Raw genomic sequence first — 18,662 nt, forward strand, 5'->3', positions numbered from 1 at the left:
AGATTTCACAGAGGTAGGCATTGTAACAGCAGGTTCCTACAGACGCTTAAGCTGAATTATCGTTGATAAAGATCAATCGGTTCGATTGGCCTTTGACCTGATTCTATGAAAAGGCATGCCAACGCTGTAGGAGCGAGCTTGCTCGCGAAGGTCGCTAACGGTGAAGCTGACATTCTGAGTTTACGCGGTGCCTTGGCGTTCTTCGCGAGCAAGCTCGCGCCTACAAAAACCCACTAAAACGGATACGGCTGGTGCCAGCGCTCGAAAATCGGCTTCAACTCACCGCTTTTCACCAGGACATCCATGCGCAGGTCAAACAACGTCATCAACGCCCGTCCTCGCTCGTTGTCGGTAAAACCCAGGTACAACGGCAACTCGGCTACGTGAGTGAGCTTGAGCACAGATGGGTCCGGGGCCTGCTCGAGGACGTATTGCGCTTCGCTCAGGGCATCGATGTAGAAATCCACCCGGCCGTACTGAAGCATTGGCAGAATCCCGGTACGGCGCTCAATCTGATTGAAACGGTGAATATTGGGCAAGTATTTCTCGTACTTGTAGCCGCGCACCCAGGCCAGGCGGTATTTGCCCAGGGTCGCCAGGGTCGGTGTCGGCCTGCTCGCCAGTCCCAGGGCGTAGATGTGATCAGAGTCATAGTGCCTGCGTGGGTAAAGCATGCCCTCGGCTTCATCACGGTAGGCGCCGACCCAGCCGTCGACTTCGCCACGCCGGGCCAGGCCGACGGATCGGGTGTAAGTCATGCTGCGAATCTTGACCTTGACCCCGGCAGGCTCGAAAATTTCCCGCAGCAGATCCCATGCCAGACCAGTGCCATCGGCGTTGGTGTAGTCATTCCAGGCTTCACTGGCCAGGTGAATCTGGCCGGGCACCACGGGGACGTCGTCGGCCCTGGCCGAAGAAACTAATACACACAGCAGTATCAATAGCCAGCGACAAACAACCATAACCACGACCTCACGTAAAACACTGCTGGGTGGATGTGTCAGTGCGTTTCGCGAAAGTGCTGATAGCCACGAATCACAGGGGTGATGTCCTGCCCGGCAGGGTCCACCAGAACGACGCCTTGGCCTTGCTCAACGCGTCCGACCACCTGGACCGGCCAGCCGTCTGCCTGTAACGGTACCAGCTCGGCCGGTGGCAGCGTGAACGCCAATACGTAGTCGTCGCCACCGCTCAAGGCCGCAGACCTGGCCTCATCGTCGCCGAGAAAAGCCAGCAGCGCCGAGGACAAGGGTAGTCGTTGGCGCTCAATCACCAAGCGGACCGCTGAAGCCTTGGCGATATGCTCGCAATCAGCCAATAGGCCGTCGGAAACATCCATGGCTGACGTGGCTTTGCCCCGTAGGGCCAAACCCAGGGCCAATTGCGGCTGCGGTGACCAGTAATGGGCCAGCAGTGGCTCGGCAATGGCTGCCGGAGCGGTACGCTGGTTCAGTACCAGAGGCAAGGCGCCGGCGGCATTGCCCAGCTCACCACCGACGCACAACAAGTCTCCTGGCTGTGCGCCGTGACGGGTCAAGGCCAGCCCGGCCGGAACCCGGCCAAACACGGTCAGGGTCAGGCTCAACGGCCCACGGGTGGTGTCACCGCCCACCAGGCCCACACCGCAATTAAGCGCCATGGCGTTCAAACCCTGGGCATAGCGTTGCAGCCAATCGGCATCAACCGTCGGGGTGGTCAGGGCAAGGGTAAAGGCAAGGGGGTGGGCGCCCATGGCCGCCAGATCGCTAACTGCCACAGCCAGCGAGCGCTGGCCAAGCAGGAACGGATCACAGGGGTCGGCAAAATGCACACCGGCCACCAGGGTATCGGTGGAAATCGCCAGCTGCTCCCCAGGAGGGAGCGCCAGCAGGGCGCAGTCATCGCCGATCCCCAGGGCAATGCCCTCGCCGCCTTGTGCACAAGGCGCGGCAGCGAAGAACGTGCGGATCAGCTCAAACTCGCCCATTGCGCAAGCAAGCGCCAGTTAGCGCTTGAACGCCTTCACTTCGGCTTCACGCAGGCGTGGTGCCAGCTTGTCGAGCACACCGTTGACGAACTTGTGACCATCGGTGGAACCGTAGACTTTCGCCAGTTCGATACCTTCGTTGATCACGACGCGATACGGCACGTCGACGCGCTTGAGCAGTTCCCAGGTGGACAGGCGCAGTACGGCCAGTTCAACTGGGTCCAGCTCTTCGATGGTCAGGTCCAGGCACGGAGTCAGCGCAGCGTCGATATCTGACAGGTGGGCCGGGACGCCGTGCAGGATGTCGTGGAAGTAGCTGGCATCTGCCGTGCTGAAATCGTTGTCGACGCGAAACTGCGCCTCGATTTCGTTCAGCGAGGTGCCTGCCATGTGCCGCTGATACAACGCCTGGGTCGCGAGTTGGCGAGCCGCACGACGTTTTTCGCTCTTCGATGGCTTGCCGGCGTCCGCTGGGCGCGGGTCACGGGGGTTGAAACGATCACTTTCGTCGCTAATCACTTGGCCTCCAACTGCGCCAGCAGGCTGACCATTTCCAGGGCAGACAGGGCTGCTTCAGCACCTTTGTTGCCGGCCTTGGTGCCGGAACGCTCGATAGCTTGCTCGATGGAGTCAACGGTCAACACGCCAAACGCGACGGGCACACCGAACTCCATGGACACCTGGGCCAGGCCCTTGGTGCATTCGCCAGCCACGTATTCGAAGTGCGGGGTACCGCCACGAATGACTGCACCCAAGGCGATGAGCGCCGCATACTCTCCTTGTTGAGCAACTTTCTGCGCAACCAGTGGAATCTCGAAGGCGCCAGGGGCACGGATAAGGGTGATATCGCTTTCGCTCACACCGTGGCGAACCAGGGTATCCACGGCACCGCTTACCAGGCTTTCAACCACGAAGCTGTTGAAACGGCCAACCACTAGAGCGTAGCGGCCTTTGGGGGCGATGAAGGTACCTTCGATGGTCTTCAGGGTCATTCGACAAATCTCTTAAAGAGCCGGGATGCGAAAAGTGCATCCCTCGGTGATGTTTTAACCGCGAACAAGGGGCGAAAATCGCCGGCCTTTATTCGGAGGGCACATATTCTACAACTTCCAGGTCGAAACCGGATATCGCATTAAATTTCATTGGCGCACTCATCAGGCGCATTTTGCGCACGCCCAGGTCCCGCAGGATCTGCGAACCGGCGCCGACGATGCTGTAGGTGGTCGGTTTTTTCACCGGAACCGGGTCAGCTGTTTCGCGAATATGGGCCAGCAACACATCACCATCCAGCGGATGACCGAGTAACAACACCACGCCGCTGCCTGCGTCGGATACCGCGGCCATCGCGGCTCGCAGGCTCCAGCGGCCCGGTTGCTTGACCATCAACAGGTCCCGCAGCGGGTCCATATTGTGCACGCGCACCAGGGTCGGTTCCTCTGCGCAGATGTTGCCCAGGGTCAGCGCCATATGCACATCACCCTCCACCGAATCACGATAGGTCACCAGGTTGAACTGGCCCAGTTCGCTGTCCAGCGGCTGTTCGGCAATCCGCTGAACGGTACGTTCGTGGATCATCCGATAGTGAATCAAGTCGGCAATGGTGCCGATCTTGATGTCATGTTCAGCAGCAAACGCTTCCAGTTCTGTGCGACGGGCCATGGTGCCGTCGTCGTTCATCACCTCGCAGATCACCCCACTCGGCTCGAAACCGGCCATGCGCGCCAGGTCGCAGGCGGCCTCGGTGTGGCCAGCGCGGGCCAGGGTGCCGCCCGGTTGGGCCATCAGCGGGAAGATATGACCAGGGCTGACGATGTCTTCGGCCTTGGCGTCTTTCGCTGCGGCCGCTTGCACGGTGCGGGCACGGTCAGCAGCGGAGATACCGGTGGTGACGCCAGTGGTGGCTTCAATGGACACGGTGAACTTGGTGCCGAAACCCGAACCGTTGCGCGGCGCCATCAGAGGCAACTTGAGCAGTTCACAGCGCTCACGGCTCATGGGCATGCAGATCAGGCCACGGGCGTGCTTGGCCATGAAATTGATGTGTTCAGGCTGGCAAAGCTCGGCGGCCATGATCAGGTCGCCTTCGTTCTCGCGGTCTTCGTCATCCATGAGGATGACCATCTTGCCTTGGCGAATGTCTTCTACCAGTTCTTCGATGCTGTTGAGCGCCACGCGGCACCCCCTTGGGTCAGGATTTGAGGTAGCCGTTGGCGGCCAGAAAGCTTTCAGTGATGTTCCCGGACGTTGGCTCTGCGGCCTTATCGCCCAAAAGCAGGCGTTCCAGGTAACGGGCCAGCAAGTCCACTTCCAGGTTCACTCGGCGCCCTGGCTGGTAGGACGCCATGATGGTTTCGCTCAAGGTGTGGGGAATGATGGTCAGTTCAAATTCGGCGCCATTGACGGCGTTTACGGTGAGGCTGGTGCCGTCGACGGTGATCGAGCCTTTATGGGCGATGTACTTGGCCAGTTCTTTGGGCGCGCGGATACGGAACTCCACGGCACGGGCGTTTTCGCTGCGGGCAACCACTTCGCCGACACCGTCGACGTGACCGCTGACCAAGTGCCCACCGAGCCGGGTGGTCGGGGTCAGGGCTTTTTCCAGATTGACCGGGCTGCCGCTCTTGAGGTCGTTCATCGCGGTGCAGTCCAGGGTTTCCCGGCTGACATCGGCGGCAAAGCCGTTGCCAGGCAACTCGATGACAGTCAGGCACACGCCGCTGACGGCAATGCTGTCGCCCAACTTGACGTCGCTCAGGTCGAGCTTGCCGGTTTCAACCAACAACCGTACGTCGCCGCCTTTTGGGGCCATTGCACGGATGCTGCCGATAGATTCGATAATGCCGGTAAACATGCAGTTCTCCTGAAGACGTGGCGCAGGCCGGGAATTATACGCTTGCCGATGGGACAGGAATGGCAGTGACTCGCCAGTCGTCGCCTACAGCGCGCATTTCAGTGATCTTGAGTTGGGGTGCGTCGCCCAGTTTCTCAAGCGGCCAGTCCAGCAAAGGCCGGGCAGCGGAGCCGAGGAACTTGCCTGCGACGAAAATCACGTATTCGTCCACCAGGCCCTGCTGGGCGAAGGCACCGGCCAGGCTTGGGCCCGCTTCCACCAACACATCATTGACACCGCGGGCTGCCAGGGCCACCAAGGCGGAACGCAGGTCTACCTGGCCATCGATCCCCGGTACCACCAGGCACTCGGGGCCTGTGGGGTACTGGTTTTCCGGGGTCACACAGGTGATGACCAGCGCGGGCCCTGCCTTGAAGAACGGCGCGTCCAGCGGTACCCGCAGGCGGCCATCGATCAGCACCCGCAGCGGTGGACGGGACATGGCCAGGGCCGTGGTCTCTTCATCCAACCCCAACTCGGCGGCGCGTACAGTCAGGCGGGCGCCGTCGGCCAGCACCGTATCGGCACCGGTCAGCACTACGCTGGACCGGGCTCGCAGGCGCTGTACCGCAGCACGCGCCGCTGGGCCGGTGATCCATTGGCTTTCGCCATTGGCCATCGCCGTGCGACCGTCCAGGCTCATGGCCAACTTGACCCGCACAAACGGCAACCCATGTTCCATGCGCTTGAGGAAACCCGAGTTGAGGGCCCGCGCTTCGTTTTCAAGTAAACCGCTGTGGATTTCAATTCCGGCCTGGGCCAGGCGTCGCATGCCACGCCCGGCAACTTCCGGGTTTGGGTCCTGCATCGCCGCGACAACCCGCGCCAGGCCTGCATTCACCAGGGCATCGGCACAGGGCGGCGTGTGCCCGTAGTGGCTGCACGGTTCAAGGGTCACGTAGGCCGTGGCACCCCGGGCCTTGTCGCCAGCATCGCGCAGGGCGTGGACTTCGGCGTGAGGCTCGCCGGTGCGCACGTGCCAGCCTTCGCCGACAACCTGTCCGTCACGGACAATGACGCAACCGACCCGTGGGTTGGGGTGAGTGGTGTACAGGCCCTTGCGCGCCAATTCCAGGGCGCGAGCCATGTAATGGGCATCGAGGACCGTTTGTTCTGCCGAAGGTAGGTTCATTCTTTAACCGGCTCACGGGCCAGGCGGTCGATCTCTTCCCGGAACTCGTTAAGATCCTGGAAGCGTCGATACACCGAGGCGAAACGGATATAGGCGACTTCGTCGAGCTTTTGCAGCTCGGCCATCACCAACTCTCCAACTACCAGGGATTTGACTTCGCGCTCGCCGGTTGCCCGCAACTTGTGCTTGATATGCACAAGTGCCGCTTCCAGCCGCTCGACACTCACCGGGCGTTTTTCCAGGGCACGCTGCATTCCGGCGCGCAGTTTTTCTTCGTCGAAGGGCTGGCGACTGCCGTCAGTCTTGATCAGACGTGGCAATACCAGTTCGGCGGTTTCGAAGGTGGTGAAACGCTCACCGCAGCCAGAGGCCAGGCATTCACGCCGGCGACGCACCTGTTCGCCCTCGGCGACCAGACGCGAGTCAATGACCTTGGTGTCGTTGGCACCGCAGAAGGGACAGTGCATGGTGGCAGGCAACAAAAAATGGGAGGGCCATGGTAGCGCATCCCCGTGGCAAGACAAGCCATTGCCTTTACGGTATATAGGCCGACTATTATGTTTCATATCTTTAAGCCACAGATTTTCGCCTTTTTTGGAGCCATACATGTCGCTACGACCGTTTGTCCTGCTTACTTTGTTCAGTTTTCTGGTCGCCTGCAGCAGCGATGCCCCAAAACCGGCGGCACCCGCCCCGGCACCACAGCAAGAGAAAAAAATCCCGAATGTCGAAGACTTGGGCCCGTTGCCCGCCTACCAACGTGAAATCAGCGGGACTCTGAACGGCGTGCCGGCTGGCGCGGAAGTCGAGTTGGCGCTATTGGTGATCGATGACAGCAGCCGTCCGCAACAACTGCTCGCCAGCAGCGTCCTGATCGGCAACAACAAACCCTTGGCCTTTCGCCTGCGCTTCAGCCCCGAAGCCTTTCCAGCCGGCGCGCAGGTTGAATTACGCGGTCGCGCCAGCCAGTCCGGCCAGTTGATCCTGCACCTGCCCGCCGTGCGCATCACTCAGGCAATCACCCAGACCACCGGCCCCCTGCAATTCGTCAAGGCACCATGACGCCACCGCTGGACCTGCAACGGGCCTTGAGTGAACTGATCGGCGACGCCCACCTGGTGCCCTGCCCGTTGCCGGGCACTGAGTTGTCACTCTGGCTGTTGGATGCCGACAACATGGACCGCGCTTTCAGCCAGGAAGAAACCCGCCGCATTCTGCATGAGCCGCCGTATTGGAGCTTTTGCTGGGCCAGCGGCCTGGCGCTCGCGCGGTATCTGGCAGCCAATCCACAGTGGGTTGCGGGCAAACGGGTGCTGGACTTTGGCGCGGGTTCCGGTGTGGCCGCGATTGCCGCAGTGAAAGCCGGGGCACTGGAAGTCGTGGCTTGCGACATGGATCCCCTGGCGCTGGCATCCTGCCGGGCCAATGCACAACTTAATCGCGTTGAGCTGGGTTATTCGGCGGATTTTTTCGCCGAAGCGGATCGTTTTGATCTGATCCTGGTGGCGGATGTCTTGTACGACCGGGCAAATTTGCCATTACTGGATCAGTTCCTCACTCGCGGCCGCGAAGCGTTAGTCGCGGACTCCCGCGTAAGGGATTTCCAGCACCCGGATTATCAGCGGCTGGAGATCCTGGATGCCCTGACCTTGCCGGACCTGGCCGAGCCCTGGGAGTTTCGCAAGGTCAGCCTGTACCATTCGCAGCGCACTTGAGGCCTGGTATAGCCGCTGCCCCGCTTTCAGCCAACCCCGCCAGCCCTTATAGTTGCCCCATCCCACGCTTTGTTCGAGATACCCCATGAGTGAGCCCACGCCGTACATCTTCGACGCCACCACCGCCACCTTCGACCAGGCGGTAATCGAGAACTCCTTCCACAAACCGGTGCTGGTGGACTTCTGGGCCGAGTGGTGCGCGCCGTGCAAGGCGTTGATGCCGATGCTGGCGCAAATTGCCGAAAGTTATCAGGGTGAACTGCTGCTGGCCAAGGTCGATTGCGATGCGGAACCGGACGTGGTTGCCCGCTTCGGCATTCGCAGCCTGCCAACCGTGGTGCTGTTCAAGGACGGCCAACCCGTGGATGGCTTTGCCGGTGCGCAGCCGGAATCCGCGGTGCGGGCGATACTGGAGCCTCATGTGCAAATGCCGCCGCCAGTCGCCGCTGACCCGTTGGAGCAGGCCCAGGCGTTGTTTGCCGACGGTCGCATCAGTGATGCCGAAGCGGCGCTGGTGACCTTGCTCGGTGAAGACAATACCAACGCCGGCGCGCTGATTCTCTATGCGCGCTGCCTCGCCGAGCGGGGCGAACTGAGCGAAGCGCAAACCGTGCTTGATGCAGTAACGAGCGACGAACACAAGGCCGCCCTGGCCGGCGCCAGGGCGCAGATCACCTTCCTGCGCCAGGCCGCAGACCTGCCGGACGCCGCCGAACTGAAAGGCCGCCTGGCGCAAAACCCGCTGGATGACGAGGCGGTGTATCAACTGGCCGTGCAGCAACTGGCACGCCAGCAATACGAGGCGGCGCTGGAAGGCTTGCTCAAGCTGTTTATCCGCAATCGCAGCTACAGCGAGGGCTTACCTCACAAGACGTTGCTACAGGTGTTCGAACTGCTGGGCAATGATCACCCGCTCGTCACCACCTATCGACGCAAGCTGTTCGCCGCATTGTATTGAGCGCTTTGGCGTAGGCGCGAGCTCGCTCGCGCCTACAGAGGGTCAGCCGATCCAGTGGTATTGGGGCACATCGCCTTCGCTGACCACTTTCACCCTGGCGCTATGGCGCAGGCGTACCAACAGGCGCTTGCCTGCCGAGGCGCTGCCGGCCAATCCTTCCAACTGATCCAGCAACTCAGGCCCGCTGAGCTGCCCGGCCTGGCGCAGCAGGTCCTGGGTGGCCTGCCACAGGGCAGCATCCTGATTGACCGATGGCGCTGGCGCCACAGGGGCCGCACTTGCCGGCTTGACCGTTTGCAACTGCGCGCCCAACTGAGCCCAGTCGCCTTCGTCCAGCTCCAGGGTCAAGTCCACCGGCAGGTCGCCGATGGTTCCACGAACTCGCAACATCGCCTCTACTCCTGCAGTTTTCTGACGACATGCTCCCATGCGCCTTGCGCAACGCCAAGCAGGCGGTCAAACTCTCGACAGTATTGTTATAAGATCACATAACAAAATCTTCATCTTTTCCTGGAGTTTCGCTATGCGCCGTTTGCTGCTCGCCTTGCCGTTCGCCCTGTTGCCACTGGCCTGTGCCCAGGCCGCCGCCGAGCATGACCACGACCATGACCATGAACACGGCAGCCTCGGCGCCCATGAACACGGTGTTGGCCGCCTCAACGCAGTACTCGATGGCCAGGCTCTGGAGCTGGAGCTGGAAAGTCCGGCGATGAACCTGGTGGGCTTCGAACATCAGGCGACTACTGACGCCGACAAGGCCAAGGTCGCCGCCGCCCGCAAACAGCTGGAACAACCATTGGCGCTGTTCAGCCTGCCAAAAGCCGCTGGTTGTGTGGTCAGCACCCAGGAATTGAATAGCCCGCTGTTCGGCGACAAGCCTGAAGCCGATCATGACGACGATCACGCCACCGACGGCAAAGGCGTGGCCTCCCATGAGCATCATCACGACCATAGCGAAATCCACGCGCACTACCAATTCACTTGCGCCACCCCAACCGCCCTGAGCAACCTCGACCTGACCCAAGTGTTCAAGACCTTTCCCGCCACGCAGAAAATCCAGGTACAACTCATTGGCCCGAGCGGCCAGCAGGGTGTTGAAACGACGGCCGCAGCCGCTACTCTCAAATTCTGAAACGAACCCCTGTAGGAGCGAGCTTGCTCGCGAAGAACCTGAGGACGCCTCGAGGCATCAGATTTCCCGCGTTATCGTTAACGACCTTCGCGAGCAAGCTCGCTCCTACAGTAAAGATAGCCGGATGCGTGATTTTATAACCATGACCCAAGCACTTATCGAACTGTCCGACCTGAGCTTCAACTGGCCCGGTCATCCACAGTTGCTGGACATCCCGGCGTTTCGCCTGGAACCAGGGGAAACCCTGTTCCTCAAAGGCCCCAGCGGCAGCGGCAAGACCACGCTGCTGGGCCTGCTGGGCGGTGTGCAAAAACCCAGTCGCGGCAGTATTCATCTGCTGGGCCAGGAGCTTACCGAACTCTCGGCGGGTGACCGTGATCGCTTTCGTGTCGATCACACCGGCTACATCTTCCAGCAATTCAACCTGCTGCCGTTTCTCTCAGTGCGCGAGAACGTCGAACTGCCTTGTCATTTCTCCAAGCTGCGGGCGCAGCGGGCGGTCCAGCGTCATGGCAGTATCGACCAGGCCACCACCACCTTGCTGGCCCACTTGGGGTTGAAAGACAAGGGCCTGCTGGAACGCCGCGCAGACTCCCTGTCCATCGGCCAACAACAACGGGTTGCCGCCGCTCGGGCACTGATCGGCCAACCGGAACTGGTGATCGCTGACGAACCCACTTCGGCTCTGGACTACGACGCCCGGGAAGCGTTCATCCAGTTGCTATTCGCTGAATGCCGCGAAGCGGGTTCCAGTCTGTTGTTTGTCAGCCATGACCAGAGCCTGGCACCGCTGTTCGACCGAAACCTGTCGCTGGCCGAACTCAATCGCGCCGCCATGCTTGTAGAGGTTTGAGATGTATCTGTTCCGTCTAGCCATGGCCAGCCTGGCTAACCGCCGCTTTACCGCGATCCTCACCGCTTTCGCCATCGCCCTTTCGGTGTGCCTGTTGCTGGCGGTGGAACGGGTACGCACCGAAGCCCGCGCCAGTTTCGCCAGCACCATCAACGGCACCGACCTGATCGTTGGCGCCCGCTCCGGGTCGGTGAACCTGTTGCTGTACTCGGTATTTCGCATCGGCAACGCCACCAACAATATTCGCTGGGACAGCTACGAGCACTTCGCCGCCAACCCCCGGGTGAAATGGGCGATCCCGATCTCCCTCGGCGACTCCCATCGTGGCTACCGGGTAATGGGTACCAACGAATCCTACTTCGAGCACTACCAATACGGCCGCAGGCAGAACCTGGAACTGGCCAGCGGTCGTGCCTTCGCCACCGACCCTTTTGAGGTGGTGCTCGGTGCAGAAGTGGCCGATGCACTGCACTACAAACTCGACGACAAGCTGGTGCTGGCCCATGGCGTGGCCGTGGTCAGCCTGGTCAAGCACGATGACAAACCCTTCAAAGTGGTTGGCATCCTCAAGCGCACCGGAACTCCGGTGGACCGTACGCTGCACATCAGCCTCGGCGGTATGGAAGCGATTCACATCGACTGGCACAACGGAGTGCCAGCCCAGGGCAAAGGCCGGATCAGCGCCGACCAGGCGCGCAATATGGACCTCACACCCCAGGCCATCACCGCCTTCATGCTGGGCCTGAACAACAAGATCTCCACCTTCGCCCTGCAACGGGAAATCAACGAGTTTCGTGGCGAGCCAATGCTCGCGATCCTGCCGGGCGTGGCCTTGCAAGAGCTATGGAGCATGATGGGCACGGCTGAAAAGGCGCTGTTCGTGATCTCGTTGTTTGTGGTGCTGACGGGGTTGATCGGCATGCTCACGGCGATTCTCACCAGCCTCAACGAGCGTCGCCGGGAAATGGCGATCCTGCGTTCCGTGGGCGCGCGCCCCTGGCATATTGCGACCCTGCTGATTTTTGAAGCCTTCGCCCTGGCATTCTCCGGTGTCGTCGCAGGCGTTGGGCTGTTGTACGTGTGCATCGCCGCCTCGCGGGGCTATCTACAGGCCAACTACGGGCTGGATTTGCCGCTGTCCTGGCCAAGCGAATATGAGTGGACGCTGCTGGCCGGTATCCTTATCGCCGCACTGTTGATGGGCAGCGTGCCAGCCTGGCGCGCCTATCGACAATCCCTGGCCGATGGCCTGTCCATACGGCTGTGAACAGCATCTGCAAGTTTCAAGCTACCCACTAAGGAGTCGTTGATGCACCGTGCTCTGCTTGCACTGTTATTGCTGGTGGCGCTGCCCACCTGGGCCGCCCAGCCCAAGGACTTGTCCTGGCAGGAGATGATCCCGGCGGATGCGCCGCCGGAAATCCCCAATATGCAACCGCTGCACGACTTGTCGAGCATGGCCGATGCCTTGTCCGTCGAGTCTGCACCAGCGGCCAAACAAGACTTGCCCGATGCACCGGTCGTACAAGGCCTCGACGGCCAGCACATTCGCCTGCCGGGTTATATCGTGCCCCTGGAAGTCAGCGAAGAAGGCCGTACTACGGAGTTTTTGCTGGTGCCGTATTTCGGCGCGTGCATCCATGTGCCGCCACCACCGTCGAACCAGATCGTGCATGTCAAAAGCGAGGTGGGCGTGAAGTTGGATGAGTTGTATCAGCCGTATTGGATCGAAGGGCAGATGCAGGTCAAACCCTCTAGCAGTGAGCTTGCAGATGCCGGTTATCAGATGGATGCCGAGAAGATTTATATCTATGAGCTGCAGGAGTAACCCGTGATCCGCGTTTCATTGAGCTGAGTCAAAGACTCGAGCGAAACGATCTTTACCATTGGACATAGCCAACTTAAAACGTCCTTTGGAGCTCCCATGAACCAGTCTCTGCTCGGCGCGTCTCTCTGCGCGCTCGCCCTCATCGCCCCTGCCGTCCACGCTCACGAAGCGGGTGACATTCTGCTCCGCGCGGGGGCGATCACCGTCAACCCGAAGGCCGACAGCGGGCATGTCAAGGTTGACCAGGGCCCATTGGCAGGTACCAACCTGGGCGGTAAGGCGACCATGAGCAGCGACACTCAACTGGGCCTCAACTTCGCGTACATGCTGACTAACCACATCGGTATCGAACTACTGGCGGCCACACCCTTCGAGCATGATGTGAAAATCAAGAATACCACCCTGGGTGCCGCCAACGGCAAGCTCGGTAGCCTGAAGCACCTGCCGCCGACCTTGAGCATCGTGTACTACCCGTTGGACAGTAAGTCGGCGTTCCAGCCGTATGTCGGTGCCGGTATCAACTACACCTGGATTTACGACGAGCACGTCGGCAGCCGCGCCGAGCAGGCGGGTTTCAGCAACTTCAAGGCTGAGAACTCCTGGGGCTGGGCCGCGCAGATCGGCGCCGACTACATGATCAACGATAAGTGGATGATCAACGGCCAGGTGCGTTACATCGACATCAGCACCAAAGCCACTGTCGATAACAATGCATTGGCTGCCGGTACACGGGCCAAGGTCAACGTGGATGTTGATCCGATGGTCTACATGGTGGGGATTGGCTACAAGTTCTAAACTTCAAAAAACATAAAGGGTGCCTGAAACAGGCACCTTTTAGGCTTGTCCATGCCGGTAAAAGCGGTCCAGCAATGCCGGCAATCCCGCCCGCCACGCCCGCGGCTTGATGCCGAAGGTGTGCAGGATTTTCTTGCAGGCCAGCACCGCATGTTGCGGCTCATCACCGGCATCCGGCCGTGCGGCGTGAGCTTGGGCGGTGGGCGACTCAACCGCCAGCGCATGGAAGTTGCGCGCTTCGGTCAAAATCGCCTGGCCCAGGGCCAGCGGCGTGGTGGCCTCATGACCGGCGTAGTGGTAAGTGCCCCACAACGGCGCGGCGCAATCGAGTTGCTTGAGCACGGAAATAATCACCCGCGCGGCATCGTCCACCGGCGTCGGATTGCCACGACGGTCATCGGCCATCAGCAATTCGTCAAGGGTCTCGGCGCGGGCCAGGAAGCGCCCAAGAGTGCCGTCGACACTGTCATCCAACAGCCAGCCAAAGCGCAGCAGCACATGTTGCGGGCAAGTGGCCCGCACGCTCTGCTCGATGCGCCACAACGCCTGGCCGCGCAGGCCCAAGGGCACCGGCTCATCTTTTTCGCTGTAGGCGGTGGCGCGGGAGCCATCGAACACCCGGTAGCTGGACGGCTGCAGCAAGGTAATATCGTGGTGCTGACACAGTTCGGCCAGCCGCTCGATGGCAAACTCCTGCGCAGCCAGGCGAGCTTCACTGACAGACTCCGCCTGGAACCAGTCAAAATAATAGGCGAGGTTGATCAAGGCATCGGGACGGGTGTCGTCGAGCAATTGGGTAAGACTTGCGGCATCCCAGCCGTCTTGGGGCGGTTTGGGTGCGAGGAAACCGATGTCTTCCTCCGCACCGAGGCGAATCAGCGCCTGCCCGAGGGCATTCCCGCCGCCCAGTAACATAAGGCGCATTCGCATAGATTGAGCAGGCCCGGTCTGTTTGGAACGATGGTTATTATCGACAAGCTGGTGAGCCGTGCCGTTGGTATTTGCCAGAATCGTTGCATTTTGCGGGTTTGTAGCGCAACCGTCACTTAGAAAGTGCGGGGGTTGCAACTTGTGCAGGCTCGACGCATAAATCTGTGTATGAACCTTTCCCAATCCACGGACACGGTGTTGAACGGTTTCCATCCCGCCGTCAGCGCCTGGTTTCGCAGTAGCTTCCCATCGGTGACCCAGGCCCAAGCCCAGGCGTGGCCGCTGATCCGCCAGCGCCATTCAACCCTGGTCGCCGCACCCACCGGCTCTGGCAAAACCTTGACGGCCTTTCTCGCGGTGCTGGACGACCTGGTCCATCAAGGCTTGGCCAATGGCGGACAATTGCCAGAGCAAACCCTGGTGGTCTACGTCTCGCCTCTCAAGGCGTTGTCCAACGACATCCAGATCAACCTGCAAAACCCGCTGGCCGGGATCACTGAGCACTTGCAGCATCAGGGCCTGCCGTCCCTGGAGATCCGTACCGCCGTGCGCACCGGCGATACTCCGCAAAAAGATCGTGCACAGATGCGCAAAAAGCCGCCGCATATCCTGGTTACCACCCCGGAATCGCTCTATGTGCTCCTGGGCTCGGACTCCGGCCGGCAGATGCTCGCCAGTGCCCGTACGGTAATCGTCGACGAAATCCATGCCATCGCCGCCAGCAAGCGCGGCAGCCACTTGGCCTTGAGCCTGGAGCGCTTGCAGGCACTCTGTGCCGAACCGCTGACCCGAATCGGTTTATCGGCCACACAAAAGCCCATCGCAGCGGTATCACGTTTTCTGGTGGGCACCGGCCGGCCCTGCGAGATCGTCGACATTGGCCACGCCCGCCCCCGCGACCTGGACATCGAAGTACCGCCCGTGCCGCTGTCGGCCGTAATGGCCAATGACGTCTGGGACTTGGTCTACGATCGTCTCACCGAACTGGCCCGCGCCCACCGCACCACGCTGATTTTCGTCAACACCCGGCGCCTGGCCGAACGCCTGGCCCGGCATTTGAGCGAACGCCTGGGCAAAGACGCCGTAGCCGCCCACCACGGCAGCCTGGCCAAGGAGTTGCGCCTGGACGCCGAGCAACGGCTCAAGAGTGGCGCTTTGCAGGTTCTGATCGCTACTGCGTCCCTGGAGCTGGGGATTGATATCGGCGATGTCGACCTGGTGTGCCAGATTGGCTCACCCGGCTCCATCAATGGTTTTTTGCAGCGGGTCGGCCGCTCCGGGCATCAGGTCGGCGGAACACCCAAGGGCCGCTTGTTCGCCACCACCCGCGATGACCTGATCGAATGTACCGCCTTGCTCGACTGCGTGCGCCGGGGCGAGCTCGACACCTTGCTGATCCCGGTCTCGCCGCTGGACGTACTGGCCCAGCAGATCATCGCCGAGGTCAGTTGCCAGGAATGGCAGGAACAAGCCCTACTCGATTTAATCCACCGCGCCTGGCCCTACGCCAAACTGGATGATCACCACTATCAAGCGCTGCTCCAGATGCTCGCCGAAGGCTATAACGGTCGCCAGGGCATCCGCAGCGCCTACCTGCACCGTGACGCCCTGACCCGTACCCTGCGCGGTCGCCGTGGCGCCAAGCTGACAGCGGTGACCAGCGGCGGCACCATCCCCGACAACGCCGACTACAACGTGCTGCTGGAACCACAAAGCCTGAACATCGGCAGCGTCAACGAAGACTTCGCCGTGGAAAGCATCGCCGGGGATATCTTCCAGTTGGGCAATACCTCCTACCGCATCCTGCGGGTGGAAACCGGCAAGGTGCGGGTCGAAGACGCTCACGGCCAACCACCCACCATTCCGTTCTGGCTCGGCGAAGCACCAGGACGCAGCACCGAGTTGTCATTCGCCGTGGCGCGCTTGCATGGGCAGTTGGATGACATGTTGGGGGCCACCCCCGGTAACCTGCAACCCGGCCTCGACTGGCTGACAGGCACCCTGGGCCTGAACCTGGCCAGCGCCGAACAACTGCTGGACTACCTGGCCCGGGCCCGACTCGCCCTCAGCGCGTTACCGTCCCAGGACACGTTGATCATGGAGCGGTTTTTCGATGAGTCCGGCGGCACCCAACTGATCATCCACACGACGTTCGGCAGCCGCATCAACCGCGCCTGGGGCCTGGCCTTGCGCAAGCGCTTTTGCCGAACCTTCAATTTCGAACTGCAAGCCGCCGCCAGCGAGAACGCCATCGTGCTATCGCTGTCCACCAGCCACAGCTTCGAGCTGAATGAAGTCTGGCGCTATTTACACAGCAACAGCGCCGAGCACATCCTGATCCAGGCGGTGCTGGATGCGCCGCTGTTTGGCGTGCGCTGGCGCTGGAATGCCGGTGTAGCCCTGGCGTTGCCGCGCTATGTCGGCGGGCGCAAGGTGGCGCCGCAAATCCAGCGGATGAAAAGTGAAGACCTGATCGCCAGCGTCTTCCCCGATCAAATCGCGTGCCTGGAAAACCTCGCTGGCGAACGGGAAATACCCGATCATCCGCTGGTGGAGCAGACCCTTGACGACTGCCTGCACGAGGCCATGGACAGCGAAGGCTGGCTAACCGTGCTGCGACGTATGGAACGCGGCGAGATTCGCCTGATCAGCCGCGACCTGCCAGCGCCCTCGCCGCTGGCGGCAGAGATTCTCAGCGCCCGCCCCTACACCTTCCTCGATGACGCTCCGCTGGAAGAGCGCCGCACCCAGGCCGTGCTCAACCGGCGTTGGAGCGACCCGCAAAGTACCGACGACCTCGGCGCGCTGGATGCCCAGGCTATTGCGGGGGTTCGTGAAGAAGCCTGGCCGGCGCCCCATGGCCTGGATGAAATGCACGAGGCGTTGATAAGCCTGGCGTGCATCGCCGAAACCGAGGTCACCACGCAATGGTGCGAGTGGCTACACGCCTTGGCCGACAGTGGACGCGCCTGCCGTCTGCAGATCGACACCGGGCACGCCGTGTGGGTGGCATTGGAACGCTTGAGTTGTGTGCAAGCCCTCTATCCACATACGGCAGCGGATCTGCCCTTGCTGCCTGGCTTCGATTCACCCTGGAGCTTTGATGAGGCGCTGGTGGAAGTGCTGCGGGCACGGCTCGGCGGCTTCGGCCCGTTGACTCTGATGGAGATCGCCGCGCCCTTGGCATTGCCGCCGGCCGTCGTGACCCAGGCCCTGTCGCAACTGGAGCTCGAAGGTTATGGGTTGCGCGGGCGGTTCAGCCCGGGGGCGCAGGAAGAACAATGGTGCGAACGGCATCTGCTGGCGCGGATTCATCGTTACACCGTCAAACGCTTGCGCCGGGAAATCGAGCCGGTGGCGTTGCAAGACTTCATGCGCTTTCTGTTCGATTGGCAACACCTGTCCGACGACACTCGCGGCCAGGGCAGCGCAGTGTTGACGCAGATTATCGGCCAATTCGAAGGCTATCCCGCTGCCACATCGGCATGGGACAGTGATTTGCTGAGCGCGCGGATCAAGGACTATTCGCCCAGTTGGCTGGACGAATTGTGCCGCAGCGGCAAGGTTGTATGGGCTCGCCTCGGTGCCAGGGCCAGCTCAACTGCCCTGCGCAGTACGCCGGTGGTGGTGTTGCCGCGTAGCCAGGTAGCGTTATGGAGTGGACTGACAGAAACGACTGAGCATGAATTGTCTCCCAAGGCGCAGAAAGTCCATCAAGCCTTGCGCGACCACGGCGCGTTGTTTTTCGATGAGCTGGTCCATGAAGCCCATCTCTTGCGCAGTGAACTGGAAACGGCCTTGCAGGAGTTGGTAGGCGCCGGCCAAGTGAATGCCGACAGCTTCGCCGGGCTGCGCGCGCTGACCACACCAGTGAGTAAACGCCAGGCCCGTAACAGTCGGCGCGGGCGCGGGTCGTTTGTCGGCGGGATGGACGATGCTGGGCGCTGGGCATTGATACGCAGAGCCTCCGTCACGGACGGTACACGCCCGGCGGCTCATTCGGCCGAGACACTGGAGCATGTGGCGATGACGCTGTTGCGCCGTTACGGCGTGGTGTTCTGGCGGTTGCTGGAGCGCGAAGCGGATTGGCTGCCCAATTGGCGGGAATTGCTACGCACCCTCCATCGCCTGGAGGCACGCGGCGAGATTCGTGGTGGGCGGTTTGTCAGCGGTCTGGCAGGTGAACAATTCGCCCTGCCGGAAGCTATCCCGCTGCTGCGCGAGGTTCGGCGTCGGCCCCACGACGGCAGCTTGATTGCAGTGTGCGGAGCCGACCCATTGAACCTGGTAGGCACGTTGTTGCCAGGCAGCAAGGTACCGGCGCTAAGCGGCAATCGGCTGGTGTACCGTGATGGCTTGCCGGCGGCGGTGGAGATTGCCGGCAAGCAACAGGTGTTGCTGGAGCTGGATCAGCAGGCGGCGAGGTTACTCCGGGAAAAGTTGGTCCGGCATTGATTTAGGGG

General features: G+C 61.3%; 19 protein-coding genes. 9 read left to right on the forward strand and 10 right to left on the reverse strand.

Annotated elements, in window-relative coordinates; genetic code table 11:
- Positions 1-233 precede the first annotated feature (233 nt).
- The 8 genes from GIR22_RS17905 to nrdR form a co-directional block, all read right to left on the reverse strand.
- Positions 234-962 carry a substrate-binding periplasmic protein gene (locus GIR22_RS17905; RefSeq protein ID WP_154744633.1) on the reverse strand — a complete coding sequence of 243 codons (729 nt, stop codon included), beginning with the start codon at positions 960-962 and terminating at the stop codon, positions 234-236.
- A gap of 38 nt (positions 963-1,000) precedes the next feature.
- A complete protein-coding gene (gene thiL / locus GIR22_RS17910; RefSeq protein ID WP_154744634.1) occupies positions 1,001-1,966 on the reverse strand; it encodes a thiamine-phosphate kinase in 966 nt (321 codons plus the stop codon).
- 18 nt (positions 1,967-1,984) lie between these two features.
- Positions 1,985-2,485: a transcription antitermination factor NusB gene (gene nusB / locus GIR22_RS17915; protein ID WP_178122341.1), complete on the reverse strand. Its 501-nt coding sequence runs from the start codon at positions 2,483-2,485 to the stop codon at positions 1,985-1,987.
- Positions 2,482-2,958, reverse strand: coding sequence for a 6,7-dimethyl-8-ribityllumazine synthase (gene ribH, locus GIR22_RS17920; RefSeq protein ID WP_154744635.1), 477 nt, complete (start codon positions 2,956-2,958; stop codon positions 2,482-2,484). Before ribH ends, nusB begins: the two co-directional genes overlap by 4 nt.
- 88 nt (positions 2,959-3,046) lie before the next feature.
- Positions 3,047-4,138 (reverse strand): bifunctional 3,4-dihydroxy-2-butanone-4-phosphate synthase/GTP cyclohydrolase II, encoded by a 1,092-nt coding sequence (gene ribBA, locus GIR22_RS17925; RefSeq protein WP_178122342.1) that lies wholly within the window; start codon positions 4,136-4,138, stop codon positions 3,047-3,049.
- Between the two features lie 16 nt (positions 4,139-4,154).
- On the reverse strand, positions 4,155-4,817 hold the full coding sequence (locus GIR22_RS17930) for a riboflavin synthase (protein WP_154744637.1): 663 nt from the start codon (positions 4,815-4,817) through the stop codon (positions 4,155-4,157).
- Between the two features lie 34 nt (positions 4,818-4,851).
- Positions 4,852-5,988 carry a bifunctional diaminohydroxyphosphoribosylaminopyrimidine deaminase/5-amino-6-(5-phosphoribosylamino)uracil reductase RibD gene (ribD, locus tag GIR22_RS17935; RefSeq protein ID WP_154744638.1) on the reverse strand — a complete coding sequence of 379 codons (1,137 nt, stop codon included), beginning with the start codon at positions 5,986-5,988 and terminating at the stop codon, positions 4,852-4,854.
- Positions 5,985-6,455, reverse strand: coding sequence for a transcriptional regulator NrdR (gene nrdR, locus GIR22_RS17940; protein WP_010174661.1), 471 nt, complete (start codon positions 6,453-6,455; stop codon positions 5,985-5,987). The genes ribD and nrdR overlap by 4 nt, the downstream gene beginning before the upstream one ends.
- A 139-nt stretch (positions 6,456-6,594) precedes the next feature.
- Between nrdR and GIR22_RS17945 the strand changes: the two genes are divergently transcribed.
- The 3 genes from GIR22_RS17945 to trxA all read left to right on the forward strand — a co-directional run bounded on the left by GIR22_RS17945 (position 6,595) and on the right by trxA (position 8,661).
- A complete protein-coding gene (locus GIR22_RS17945) occupies positions 6,595-7,050 on the forward strand; it encodes a YbaY family lipoprotein (RefSeq protein ID WP_154744639.1) in 456 nt (151 codons plus the stop codon).
- Positions 7,047-7,703 carry a class I SAM-dependent methyltransferase gene (locus GIR22_RS17950; RefSeq protein ID WP_154744640.1) on the forward strand — a complete coding sequence of 219 codons (657 nt, stop codon included), beginning with the start codon at positions 7,047-7,049 and terminating at the stop codon, positions 7,701-7,703. The genes GIR22_RS17945 and GIR22_RS17950 overlap by 4 nt, the downstream gene beginning before the upstream one ends.
- A gap of 85 nt (positions 7,704-7,788) precedes the next feature.
- Positions 7,789-8,661 (forward strand): thioredoxin, encoded by an 873-nt coding sequence (gene trxA / locus GIR22_RS17955; protein WP_154744641.1) that lies wholly within the window; start codon positions 7,789-7,791, stop codon positions 8,659-8,661.
- A gap of 42 nt (positions 8,662-8,703) precedes the next feature.
- On the opposite strand, the gene GIR22_RS17960 is transcribed toward trxA, so the two are convergent.
- A complete protein-coding gene (locus tag GIR22_RS17960; RefSeq protein WP_154744642.1) occupies positions 8,704-9,051 on the reverse strand; it encodes a hypothetical protein in 348 nt (115 codons plus the stop codon).
- Positions 9,052-9,184: 133 nt separating this feature from the next.
- Between GIR22_RS17960 and GIR22_RS17965 the strand changes: the two genes are divergently transcribed.
- The 5 genes from GIR22_RS17965 (at position 9,185) to GIR22_RS17985 (ending at position 13,269) form a co-directional block, all read left to right on the forward strand.
- Positions 9,185-9,793: a DUF2796 domain-containing protein gene (locus GIR22_RS17965; protein WP_154744643.1), complete on the forward strand. Its 609-nt coding sequence runs from the start codon at positions 9,185-9,187 to the stop codon at positions 9,791-9,793.
- Positions 9,794-9,935: 142 nt separating this feature from the next.
- On the forward strand, positions 9,936-10,646 hold the full coding sequence (locus GIR22_RS17970; RefSeq protein ID WP_154744684.1) for an ABC transporter ATP-binding protein: 711 nt from the start codon (positions 9,936-9,938) through the stop codon (positions 10,644-10,646).
- 1 nt (position 10,647) lies between these two features.
- A complete protein-coding gene (locus GIR22_RS17975; protein WP_154744644.1) occupies positions 10,648-11,913 on the forward strand; it encodes an ABC transporter permease in 1,266 nt (421 codons plus the stop codon).
- 42 nt (positions 11,914-11,955) lie between these two features.
- The gene (locus tag GIR22_RS17980; protein ID WP_154744645.1) at positions 11,956-12,474 is read left to right on the forward strand and encodes a DUF3299 domain-containing protein; all 519 of its coding nucleotides are present in this window, start codon (positions 11,956-11,958) and stop codon (positions 12,472-12,474) included.
- 96 nt (positions 12,475-12,570) lie between these two features.
- Positions 12,571-13,269, forward strand: a complete 699-nt coding sequence (locus GIR22_RS17985; RefSeq protein ID WP_154744646.1) for an OmpW/AlkL family protein — start codon at positions 12,571-12,573, stop codon at positions 13,267-13,269.
- Positions 13,270-13,308: 39 nt separating this feature from the next.
- Here GIR22_RS17985 and GIR22_RS17990 read toward each other — a convergent pair whose 3' ends face one another.
- Positions 13,309-14,199, reverse strand: a complete 891-nt coding sequence (locus tag GIR22_RS17990; RefSeq protein WP_154744647.1) for a sugar nucleotide-binding protein — start codon at positions 14,197-14,199, stop codon at positions 13,309-13,311.
- Between the two features lie 168 nt (positions 14,200-14,367).
- Here GIR22_RS17990 and GIR22_RS17995 point away from each other — a divergent pair, with 168 nt between their 5' ends.
- Positions 14,368-18,654: a DEAD/DEAH box helicase gene (locus GIR22_RS17995; RefSeq protein WP_154744648.1), complete on the forward strand. Its 4,287-nt coding sequence runs from the start codon at positions 14,368-14,370 to the stop codon at positions 18,652-18,654.
- Positions 18,655-18,662: the final 8 nt, after the last annotated feature.

The sequence above is a fragment of the Pseudomonas karstica genome, from assembly GCF_009707515.1.
In the GTDB taxonomy this organism is placed as follows: Bacteria; Pseudomonadota; Gammaproteobacteria; order Pseudomonadales; family Pseudomonadaceae; genus Aquipseudomonas; species Aquipseudomonas karstica.